General features: G+C 73.5%; 8 protein-coding genes. 6 read left to right on the top strand and 2 right to left on the bottom strand.

Going from position 1 to position 11,110, the window contains the following annotated elements; genetic code table 11:
* Positions 1 to 108 precede the first annotated feature (108 nt).
* The gene (locus K6I34_RS21300) at positions 109 to 2,595 is read left to right on the top strand and encodes an MFS transporter (RefSeq protein WP_229327920.1); all 2,487 of its coding nucleotides are present in this window, start codon (positions 109 to 111) and stop codon (positions 2,593 to 2,595) included.
* A gap of 48 nt (positions 2,596 to 2,643) precedes the next feature.
* On the opposite strand, the gene K6I34_RS21295 is transcribed toward K6I34_RS21300, so the two are convergent.
* Positions 2,644 to 3,357: a hypothetical protein gene (locus K6I34_RS21295; protein ID WP_229327919.1), complete on the bottom strand. Its 714-nt coding sequence runs from the start codon at positions 3,355 to 3,357 to the stop codon at positions 2,644 to 2,646.
* 165 nt (positions 3,358 to 3,522) lie between these two features.
* Between K6I34_RS21295 and K6I34_RS21290 the strand changes: the two genes are divergently transcribed.
* The gene (locus K6I34_RS21290; protein WP_229327918.1) at positions 3,523 to 5,196 is read left to right on the top strand and encodes a carboxylesterase/lipase family protein; all 1,674 of its coding nucleotides are present in this window, start codon (positions 3,523 to 3,525) and stop codon (positions 5,194 to 5,196) included.
* A 67-nt stretch (positions 5,197 to 5,263) separates the two neighbouring features.
* Here the strand turns inward: K6I34_RS21290 and K6I34_RS21285 are convergent, their stop codons facing one another.
* Positions 5,264 to 5,629 carry a hypothetical protein gene (locus K6I34_RS21285; RefSeq protein WP_229327917.1) on the bottom strand — a complete coding sequence of 122 codons (366 nt, stop codon included), beginning with the start codon at positions 5,627 to 5,629 and terminating at the stop codon, positions 5,264 to 5,266.
* A gap of 258 nt (positions 5,630 to 5,887) precedes the next feature.
* Here K6I34_RS21285 and K6I34_RS21280 point away from each other — a divergent pair, with 258 nt between their 5' ends.
* The 4 genes from K6I34_RS21280 (at position 5,888) to K6I34_RS21265 (ending at position 11,053) form a co-directional block, all read left to right on the top strand.
* Positions 5,888 to 6,721: a M55 family metallopeptidase gene (locus K6I34_RS21280; protein ID WP_229327921.1), complete on the top strand. Its 834-nt coding sequence runs from the start codon at positions 5,888 to 5,890 to the stop codon at positions 6,719 to 6,721.
* Positions 6,714 to 8,051 (top strand): M20/M25/M40 family metallo-hydrolase, encoded by a 1,338-nt coding sequence (locus K6I34_RS21275; protein ID WP_229327916.1) that lies wholly within the window; start codon positions 6,714 to 6,716, stop codon positions 8,049 to 8,051. Before K6I34_RS21280 ends, K6I34_RS21275 begins: the two co-directional genes overlap by 8 nt.
* Positions 8,052 to 8,138: 87 nt before the next feature.
* Entirely contained in the window at positions 8,139 to 10,121 is a 1,983-nt protein-coding gene (locus K6I34_RS21270) for a prolyl oligopeptidase family serine peptidase (protein WP_229327915.1), read from the top strand.
* Positions 10,122 to 10,273: 152 nt separating this feature from the next.
* On the top strand, positions 10,274 to 11,053 hold the full coding sequence (locus tag K6I34_RS21265) for a 2,3-dihydro-2,3-dihydroxybenzoate dehydrogenase (RefSeq protein WP_229327914.1): 780 nt from the start codon (positions 10,274 to 10,276) through the stop codon (positions 11,051 to 11,053).
* Positions 11,054 to 11,110 lie beyond the last annotated feature (57 nt).

The following is an 11,110-nucleotide window of genomic DNA, read 5'->3' as shown; positions in this document are numbered from 1 at the left end:
ACCATCCCCCGTATGCCTCCCACCGGCGCGAAAGCCGCACAGGGTGCGCTCTCCGGCTAATCACCGCGCTTGCTAGCCGCTCACGCCAAATGCGAGAAAAGGGCGGCGATGCAGACACGACGAGGGGAGTCGTCCGTGGGCGGGACCACAGCCGGAAGCACCTTGGTGCAGAGCGACCGGAGAGGGGCGTCACCCTCCCCGGCACCGGGGCACGGGGGCGCGGTGCCGACGCGCGGTGACGGCCGGCCACTCGCGCTCCCCGCGTCCGGCACCGCCGCCGAGCTGCCCGGATCCCCCCTCGGGGCCGCCCGCGTCCGCCTCGTCTTCTTCGGCCTGATGCTCGCGCTGCTGCTCGCGGCGCTCGACCAGACCATCGTCGCCACCGCCCTCCCGAAGATCGTCGGAGAGCTGCACGGCCTCGACCGGATGTCGTGGGCGGTCACCGCCTATCTGCTGAGCTCCACCGCCGTCCTGCCGGTCTACGGGAAGCTCGGCGACCTCTGCGGCCGCAAGGGCGTCTTCCTCTTCTCGATCGTCGTCTTCGTCGTGGGCTCCGCGCTCGCGGGCCACTCCGGCACCATGGACGAGCTCATCGCCTACCGCGCCGTCCAGGGCGTCGGCGGCGGCGGGCTGATGATCGGCGTCCAGGCGATCATCGCGGACATCGTCCCGCCCCGGGAGCGCGGCCGCTTCATGGGCGTCATCGGCGCCGCCTTCGGACTCGCCTCCGTCGCGGGCCCGCTGCTCGGCGGCTTCTTCACCGACCACGCCTCCTGGCGGTGGTGCTTCTACCTCAACATCCCGGTCGGGCTCGTCACCTTCCTCGTCGTCGCGCCGGTCCTCAAGCTCCCCGCGCCCGCCCGCAAGGCCCGCTTCGACGCCCTCGGCGCGCTGCTGCTCGTGGCCTTCTCCACCTGCCTGGTGCTGCTCACCACCTGGGGCGGCACCGAGTACGAGTGGCGGTCCCGCGTCATCCTGGGGCTCGCCTGCGGCGCGCTCGGCACGGCCCTGCTCTTCGTCGTGGTCGAGCACATCGCGGCCGAACCGATCATTCCGCCGCATCTGTTCCGGGACCGGATCTTCAACGTCACCGGTGCCGTCGGCGCGATCATGGGCGTCGGGCTGTTCGGCGCCGCCAGCTATCTGCCGACCTTCCTGCAGATGGTCGACGGGGCCGACGCCACCGAGTCGGGGCTGCTGATGCTGCCCATGATGGGCGGTGTCGTCCTCGCCTCCCTCGTCGCCGGACAGCTCATCAGCCGCACGGGCCGCTACAAACCCTTTCCGCTCATCGGCGGTGTCCTCTCCGCGACGGGCATGTACCTCCTCGCCCACCTCGACACGGACACTCCGCGGACGGTCTACAGCCTCTGGATGGCGATCCTCGGCATCGGCATCGGGCTCACTCTGCCGGTGCTCGTCCTCGCCGTGCAGAACTCCGTCGACCCCGCCGACCTGGGCACGGCGACGAGCGCCAACAACTACTTCCGGCAGATCGGCGGTTCGGTCGGCGCCGCCGTCTTCGGCGCGCTCTTCGCCCGGCGCCTCGCGGAGCGGCTGCGGGCCGAACTGCCGCCGCGCGCGGGGCTGCCCCCGGCCGACTCGATCACCCCGCAGCTGGTGCACGCCCTGCCCCCCACGGTCCGCGACGCCTACGTACGGGCCTACGCGGACGCGATGCCACGGATCTTCCTCTACCTCGTGCCGGTGCTCGTCCTCGGTTTTCTGCTCGCCTTCCTGCTGAAAGAGAAACCCCTGGTGTCCCACAACGGTTCCGAAGCCCCCGTCATCCCGTCCGCGCGCCCCGAACCCCAGGACGGCCCGGCGCCCTTCGTCCCCGGCATCCCCGTGACGGGCACCGTCCAGCACCCCGACGGCACCACCGTGCCGCGCGCCGCACTCACCCTCATCGACGTCCGCGGGCAGCAGATCGGGCGCGGCGCGAGCGGGGAGGACGGGCGCTACGCGCTCAGCACGCCGGGCACCGGCTCGTACGTGCTCATCGCCGCCGCGGGCGGCCATCAGCCGCAGGCCGTCACCGTCACCGTGGGCGAGCGGCCCGTCGAGCTCGACGTGGTGCTCGGCGGCGCCGGACGCCTCGCGGGCACCGTCCTCACCCCCGACGGCAACCATGTGCGGGACGCGCTCGTCACCCTGACCAATGTGCACGGCGAGGTCGTCTCCACCACCCGCACCGGCCGCGAGGGGTGCTACGTCATCTCGGAACTGGTCGCCGGGGAGTACACGCTCGCCGCCAGCGCCCCCGCCTTCCGGCCCGCGGCGCTGCCGGTGACCGTCCAGTCCTGCCGCGAGACCCGGCAGGACATCGAGCTCGCGGGCGGCGCGGTGCTGCGCGGCATCGTCCGGGCGACCGGCGGACGGCCCGTCGAGGACGCCCGCGTCACCCTGCTGGACGCGGCGGGCAATGTGGTCGACTCGGCGGCCACGGGAGCGGACGGGGCGTTCCGCTTCGTGGACCTGTCCGCGGGGGAGTACACCGTCATCGCGGCGGGCTACCCGCCGGTGGCCACCGTCCTGCAGGTCGCCGGCGGAGGTCGCACGGAGCGCGACCTCCAACTGGGCCACGCGGACTGACCCCCGGGGAGACGGGGAGGCGGGAAGCGGAGGCGGGAAGCGCGGGCCCTACGCGGGGTTCGCGCTGTCCCCGTCGAGCAGGAGCTGCGGCACCTGCGAGAAGGCCCACCCGTCACCCTTCCGGACGAACACCCATACCAGGTCGAACCGCGCGTCGGGCCAGGCGTGCGGGGGCGTGGGGTGTACCGTCCCGAGTCCCTTCACGATCGTGTGGATCGCGTGGTGCTCCCAGGACACCAGCGTGCGGCCCCGGCGCCCGCGGAGCTCCTTGGCCAGCGCCTCCTCGTCCCCGGTGCGGTACTTCAGATTCGCCCGCACCCCCAGCTTCGCGGCCACCGGCGCCACCGTCTCGCTCGGGCGCAGCCCCTTCTCGCCCGGGTGGGGACCGGCGGCGTAGACGGCGTCCGGCCGCTGGAGGCCCTTGCGCAGCGGGGTGCCGCCGTCGGGCGCGAACAGCCCCACCAGCGCGCCCGCCCGCTGCCAGCCGCGCACGAGCAGGGCGTGGGCGTTCTGCTCGCCCTCCTCGGTGACGCCGAAGGGCGCCTTCTTCCCGCTCTCGTCGGGCTTCTCGCCATGCCGGATGATCATGATGGTGTCGGCTCCGGATGATGCCTCGGCACCGGGCGTCCCGGAGACCGACGCCGAGGCCTTGCTCCCGCTCTTGCCGCAGGCGGTCGCGAGGGCTCCGGCGGCGGTCACCGCGCCGCCCAGGGTGATCATCCGCAGCAGGGCGCGGCGTGGTGTCGCCGGGGCCTGGTCCATCGATGTGCTCCTCACGGTGGGGGCGCGCCCGTCGTGCGCGCGCCGTCATGGTCATCTGTACCCCGGATTCCCCCGGAGGGGTGATGGCCTGGAGTGGCGGTTTTCCTGAAACTGGACCAGATTTGGTGCATTCCATGGGCTTGGGGCCGTACGGGAGGGGACCTGGTGGACCTGGTGTTCCGCAACGTGTTCGGCAACGTGTTCCGTAACGGGCTGGGGGTCCGCGGGCAGGGGACCGGGCTGCGTCGCCATTGCCGCACCGTCGTCACGGCGGTCGCGGCACTGCTGCTCGTGGGGGCTGCCGCCGTCCCCGCGCCTGCCCGCGCGGACGGCGACGGCGGCGAGGAGTGTGCCGCGCGGACGTCGCTGGGCGCGGTCCGCGGTGCTGCCGGGGACGCCGTGTGCGCATATCTCGGCGTGCCCTACGCGGCTCCGCCCACCGGGGCCCTGCGCTTCAGGCCACCGGCACCGCCCGAGCCCTGGCAGGGCACCCTCCCGGCGGACCGGCCGAAGCCGCCCTGTCCGCAGGACCTGGCCGACGGGGACGGCACCGGCGTGGAGGACTGCCTGCACGTCAATGTGTGGTCCCCACGCGCGCCCGGTGAGCACAAGCCCGTCATGGTCTTCCTGCACGGCGGGGAGGACGTCTACGAGTCGGCGAGCGACGCCCTCGACAACGGCGCGGCCCTGGCCGCGCGCGGCGACGCGGTCGTGGTCTCCGCCGACTACCGCCTGGGCATCCTCGGCTGGACCGAGCTGGGCGCCCTGGACAGCGCGTACGCGGGCTCGGGCAACAACGGCCTCCGCGACGAGATCGCCGCGCTCACCTGGGTGCGCGAGCACATCCGCGGCTTCGGCGGCGACCCGGGGAACGTCACCGTCTTCGGCCAGTCGGCGGGCGCCGTGGCCATCGACGCGCTCCTCGCGGGGGACCACCCCGAGCGGCTGTTCCGCCGCGCCGTCGTCGAGAGCGGCCCGGCGAGCGCGGTGCACACCGCGCACTCGGCGCAGGCCCACGCGGAACGGGTCTTCCAGACCGGCGGCATCCATCGCGTCGCGGACCTCGACGCCCTGACCACCCGGCAGATCCTGGAGCTCCAGAAGAAGGCACGGACGGGCCTGCCGGGCCTGACCGGAGCCGTGTTCTTCACCCCGTACGTCGACGGGGCGCTCGTCCCCGGACCCGTGCTCGACCGGATCGCCGCGGGCAGCGCCCGGAACGTCGACGTCCTCGCCGGCACCAACACCAACGAGACCGACTTCTGGGCGCTGTTCGACCCGGACCTGCTGAAGCTCCCGCTCAGCGCCTACCCGGGCTTCCCGCCCGAGCTCGCCGACCGCAAGCAGCGGATGTACGACGTCTACGCCGCGGACCGCCCCGGGCTGAGCGAGGGCCGCGTGGTCAACGCCATGCTCACCGACCAGGTCGAGCGGCTGCCCACGCTCCGGCTCGCCCAGGCGCAGGCCCGCTGGCGCCCCTCGTACGTCTACCAGTTCGACTGGCACGTCCCGTACGCGAGCGGCGTGCCGGACGCGCAGAACCTGGGAGCCATGCACCAGTTGGAGATGCCGTTCGTCTTCGGCAACCTCGACCTGCACTGGGTGCCGCGCGGCACCGCGACCGTCGAGGCCCAGCGGCCCGCCCTCACCCGCCTGGCCCACGCCATGATGGACTCCTGGACCGCGTTCGCCCGCCACGGCACGCCCGGCTGGCGCCCGTACCGCGCCCCGGACCGCGCGACGCGGATCTGGAATCTCGACTCCCGCGTCGAGCGCGCCCCCCTCGACAACGAACGCGCCCTGTGGGACGACTACTCCTTCCCCGCAGGGAACTCCTGACCGTGTCCCGATCCGTCTTCCCGCACGTCGGACCGGTCAGCCGCCGGACCGTCAGTCGACGACCCGGTCAGCCGGCGAACCGGACGCTGCGGGCCGCGACGTTCCCGATCGCGGCGCGCGGCGCGAGCCCGCCCAGCGGCTGTGAGCAGTGGGTGTCCGCGTAGAAGGTGGCGCGGCTGTTCGTCCCGTTGACCATCCGGCGGATCGTCGCGTGCCGCCCGGTGAGGAGTTCCACGCACGTGCCCGCCTGCGGGTTCTCGGTGCGCTGCCGCACGGTCTCGCGGAGGCAGACGATGCCCGCGGTGCCCGTGCCCTCCCTGCACCGCTCGTACTCCACGGTCAGCGTGCCGGTCGCGGCACGGGCGTCCGGGCAGAGCGCGGCGAGCAGCAGCAGGACGGGCGCGACGGCGCCCACGGCGGTGCGGATACGCATCGGTGATTCCCTCGTGAGGCAGCGGATTTCAGTGGACTTCAGCGGACTTCAGCGGACTTCAGTGAAGTTCGGTGGACTTCGACGCGTACCAGCTATCCATGAGGCTGCCGGGCCCCAGGGGATTCACTCGTCGGTGGGCGCTGCCCGGGCCGAGGGTACGGGACACCGGGACGAGCGGAAAGCGGGGCGGCGTCCCTGTGGAAAAGTTGTCCACACCCCCGTGCGCGTGGCCCGAGCCTGCGATATCACTGACGCATGGTGAAGATCCTGATCTCCGCGGACATGGAAGGTGCCACCGGTGTCACCTGGCCGGCGGACGTGCTGCCCGGCACCCCGCAGTGGGAGCGGTGCCGCCACCTGTTCACCTCCGACGTGAGCGCGGCCGTCGCAGGGTTCCTCGACGGCGGCGCCGACGAGGTCCTGATCAACGAGGCGCACTGGAGCATGCGCAACCTCCTGCTGGAGAAGCTGGACGAGCGGGCCCAGATGCTCACCGGCAAGCACAAGACCCTGAGCATGGTCGAGGGCGTCCAGCACGGCGATGTCGACGGCATCGCCTTCGTCGGCTACCACGCGGCCGCGGGCGCCGAGGGCGTCCTCGCGCACACCTACCTCGCCAACCAGCTCACCGGCGTATGGGTGGACGGCAGGCGCGCCAGCGAGGGGTTGCTCAACTCTCTGGTCGTCGCGGAATACGGTGTGCCAGTGGTGCTGGTGACCGGCGACGACCGGACCTGCGAGGACGCCAAGGGCTATGCCCCCGGGGCCCGTTCGGTCGCCGTCAAGGACTACGTCTCGCGGTACGCGGCCGTGTGCCGCACTCCCGCGCGCACGGCACGGCAGATCCGGGACGCCGCCAGGGAGGCCGTCCCGCTCGCCGTGCGGCACGAGCCGCGCCGCGGCGGGCCGTTCACCATGGAGCTGGAATTCGACGCCGAGCACCTCGCCGGGGCCGCGACCTGCGTCCCGGGCGTCGAGCAGAGCGGCGAGCGGCGGGTCGCCTACACCACGCCGACCATGTACGAGGGCATTCGCTGCTTCAAAGCGGTCACGACCGTCGTGTCGGCCGCCGTGGAGGAAGAGTATGGCTGACACCGGAGCGGAGCGGATCGACGGACGGGCGCTGGACGAGGCGGTGCGCTTCACCTCGGAGCTGATCCGTATCGACACCACCAACCGCGGCGGCGGGGACTGCCGGGAGCGCCCGGCCGCCGAGTACGTCGCCGAGCGGCTGGCGGAGGCGGGCGCCGAGCCCGTCCTGCTGGAGAAGGAGCCGGGGCGCACGAACGTCGTCGCCCGCATCGCGGGCGCGGATCCGCACGCCGACGCCCTCCTCGTCCACGGGCACCTCGACGTGGTGCCCGCCGAGCCCGCCGACTGGTCCGTCCACCCTTTCTCCGGTGAGGTGCGCGACGGCGTCGTGTGGGGCCGGGGCGCGATCGACATGAAGAACACGGACGCGATGCTGCTGGCCGTCGTCCGGGCCTGGGCCCGCGCCGGGGTCCGGCCGCCCCGCGACATCGTGCTGGCCTACACCGCGGACGAGGAGGACACCGGCATCGCCGGCTCCGGTTTCCTCGCCGCCGAGCACTCCGGCCTGTTCGAGGGCTGCACGCAGGGCATCGGAGAGTCCGGCGGCTACACCTTCCACGCAGGGCCGGACCTGCGGATCTACCCCGTGGCGGCGGGGGAGCGCGGCACGGCCTGGCTCCGCCTGACCGCCCGCGGCACCGCGGGCCACGGCTCCAAGGTCAACAAGGCGAACGCGGTCCAGGCGCTCTCCGCCGCCGTCGCCCGCCTCGGGGCGTACGAATGGCCGGTGCGGCTCACCCCGGTCGTCCGCGCCTCGCTGACCGGGATCGCCGCGCTGCACGGCATCGACGTCGACCCGGACGACCCCGACCTCGACGCGGACCGCCTTCTGCGCAAGCTCGGGCCCGCCGCCGCCCTGCTCGCGCCGATCCTGCGCAACAGCAGCAACCCGACGATGCTGGAGGCGGGCTACAAGGTCAACGTCATCCCGGGCCTGGCCGTGGGCCACGTGGACGGCAGGACCGTGCCCGGCGGCGAGGAGGAGTTCGCCGAGACCGTCGACCGGCTCACCGGGCCCGACGTGGACTGGGAGTACTACCACCGCTACGACGCGCTCCAGGCCCCTGTCGCCTCCCCGCTGTTCGCGAAGATGCGCGCCGCCCTCGAACACTTCGACCCGGAAGGGCACGTGGTGCCGTACTGCATGTCCGGCGGCACGGACGCCAAGCAGTTCGCCCGGCTGGGCATCGTCGGCTACGGCTTCTCGCCGGTCCGGCTGCCGCCCGGCATCGAGTACGGAGCGCTCTTCCACGGCGTCGACGAACGGGTTCCTGTCGACGGCCTGCACTTCGGGGTCCGGGTGCTCGACCACTTCCTGATGGACGCCTGACCGGCCCTTACCGGCCCTTCCCCACCGACGACCGATTCCTGGCCCTTCCCGGCCTTCCCCGACCTTTCCCGAGGAGATGTGACAAGCATGGTGTCCACGGCGCCCTACGGAGCCTGGCAGTCGCCCGTCGAGGCCCGGCACGCCGCGCACGGCGGCGGCCGCCCCGAGTACGTGGGGACGGTCGGTGACGAGGTGTGGTGGGTGGCGCCCCGCCCGGCGGAGGCGGGCCGCCAGACCCTCGTGCGGCGGCGGCCCGACGGCACCGAGGCATCGGTGCTCGACGCGCCGTGGAACGTACGCAGCAGGGTCATCGAGTACGGCGGTCTCCCCTGGGCGGCCGTCCCCCGGCCCGCGGGCGGCCCGTTGGTGGTCTTCGCCCACTTCGCCGACCAGCGGCTGTACGTCTGCGAGCCCGACGCGCCGGGCGGCGCCGGGCCCCGGCCGCTGACCCCGCTCTCCCCGGTCGGCGGCGGGCTGCGCTGGGCCGACCCGGTGCCGCGCCCGGAGCTCGGCGAAGTGTGGTGCGTGCTGGAGGAGTTCACCGGCGAAGGCCCCACCGACGTGCGCAGGGTGCTCGCCGCGGTGCCGCTGGACGGCTCGGCGGCCCAGGACCGCGGCGCGGTCCGCGAACTCACCGACGACGCGCACCGCTTCGTCACCGGGCCGCGGCTCTCCCCGGACGGCGGCCGGGCGGCCTGGCTCGCCTGGGACCACCCGCGGATGCCGTGGGACGGCAGTGAGCTGAAGCTCGCCCGCGTCACCGCCGACGGGCGGCTGACGGACGTCCGTACGGTGCTGGGCGGGCCGGAGGAGTCCGTCGCCCAGGTGGAGTGGGCGGCGGACGGCACGCTGCTCGCGGCGACCGACCGGGGCGGCTGGTGGAACCTGCACCGCGTCGACCCGGATACCGGGGAGAGCGTCAACCTCTGCCCGCGCGAGGAGGAGTTCGCGGGCCCGCTGTGGAAGCTGGGCCTGCGCTGGTTCGCCCCCCTGCCCAGCGGCCTGATCGCCGTGCTGCACGGCCGGGGCCCCATGGTCCTCGGCATACTCGACCCGGCCACCGGTGAGATCGCCGACGCGGCCGGGCCCTGGACGGAGTGGGCCCCGGCCCTGGCGGTGAACGGCACCCGGGCCGTCGGCGTCGCCGCGAGCGCCCGCACCGCGTACGAGGTGGTCGAGCTCGACACCTGTACGGGCCGGGCGCGTACGGTCGGCGCCCGGCACACCGACGCCGTGGACCCCGCGTACTACCCCGAGCCGCGGGTCCGCACGTTCACCGGGCCGGACGGCCGGGAGATCCACGCCCATGTGTACGCACCCCGCAATCCCGGGCACACGGCGCCCGACGGCGAGCTGCCGCCGTTCGTGGTGTGGGCGCACGGCGGCCCCACCGGCCGCTCCCCGCTCGTGCTCGACCTGGAGATCGCCTACTTCACCTCGCGCGGCATCGGCGTAGCCGAGGTCAACTACGGCGGGTCGACCGGCTACGGGCGGGCGTACCGCGACCGGCTGCGCGAGGAGTGGGGCAGGGTCGACGTCGAGGACTGCGCGGCCGTCGCCGAGGCGCTCGCCGCCGAGGGCGCCGCGGACCGGGCCCGGCTGGCCATCCGCGGCGGCAGCGCGGGCGGCTGGACGGCGGCGGCCTCGCTCGTCTCCACCGGGCTCTACGCCTGCGCCACCATCGTCTACCCCGTACTGGACCTGCTGAGCTGGGCGCAGGGCGGCACCCACGACTTCGAGTCCCGCTATCTGGAGTCGCTGGTGGGCCCCCTGGCGCCCGATCAGTACCGCGAGCGCTCGCCGCTGCACCGGGTGGACCGGATCTCGGCGCCCTTCGTGCTGCTCCAGGGCCTGGAGGACCCCGTGTGCCCTGCCGAGGAGAGCGAGCGCTTCGTGGCGGCGATGGCGGGCCGGGGCGTGCCGCACGCGTACCTCGCCTTCGAGGGGGAGGGGCACGGCTTTCGCAGGGCGGAGACGATGATCCGGGCGCTGCACGCGGAGCTGTCCCTCTACGCCCAGACCTTCGGTGTGACGGCGCCCGGCATACCGGTGCTGGAGCTCGGGTCCTGAGGGACCGTGAGCTGGTCGGAGAGCGGGGCCGGAGAACGGGGCCGGGGAACTGGATAGCCGGGCCGGAGAGCCGGGCGCACCCCGGAGTGCCCCCTTCCACTCGTCATGTAAGGTAAGCCTTACCTTAGTCGGCAGGGAAGTGGGGTAGCGCTGTGCAGCAGTCAGAACTCTCCGGCCGCGTCGCGCTGGTGACCGGCGCCGGACAGGGCATAGGCGAGGCCGTGACCCGCGCCCTCGTCGCACAGGGCGCGCGTGTGGCGGCCCTCGACCGCGCTCCGGACGGCATCGGGCGCCTGGAGGCCGAGTTCGGCCCGGATACCGTCACCGCCCACACCGCAGACGTCACCGACAGCGCGGCAGTCGAGGCCGTCGTCGGTGAGGTCGAACGCGCCATGGGGCCGCTCGCGATCCTCGTCAACGTCGCGGGCGTGCTCCGCGCCTCCTCCGTCGTCGACATCGCCGACGAGGACTGGGAACGCACCTTCGCCGTCAACACCACCGGTGTCTTCCACACCGCGCGGGCCGTCGCCCGGCGGATGGCGGACCGCCGTACCGGATGCATCGTCACCGTCGGTTCCAACGCCGCGGGCGTGCCGCGCACCGGCATGGCCGCGTACGCCGCCTCCAAGGCCGCCGCCACCATGTTCACCAAGTGCCTCGGGCTCGAACTGGCCCGCAGCGGTGTCCGGTGCAACGTCGTCTCGCCCGGCGCCACCGACACCGCCATGCAGCGCGACCTGTGGCCCGGCGAACAGACGTCCCTCCGCGCGGTCGAGGGCGACCCCGCCGCCTACCGCGTCGGCATCCCTCTCGGCCGCATCGCCCGGCCCGCCGACATCGCCGAGGCCGTCACCTTCCTCGTCTCCGACCGGGCCCGGCACATCACCATGCACGACCTCTACGTCGACGGGGGCGCCACCCTGCGCGCCTGACCGGAACTCCGCCCACCCCCGTCCCCTGTAGAACCGGAATCCGAAAGGCCCCCATGG

Origin of the sequence: Streptomyces sp. UNOC14_S4 (assembly GCF_020740835.1) — a bacterium.
GTDB lineage: Bacteria > Actinomycetota > Actinomycetes > Streptomycetales > Streptomycetaceae > Streptomyces.
Note: the sequence above shows the minus strand (reverse complement) of the source record. Positions and strands in the feature narration are given on the sequence as shown.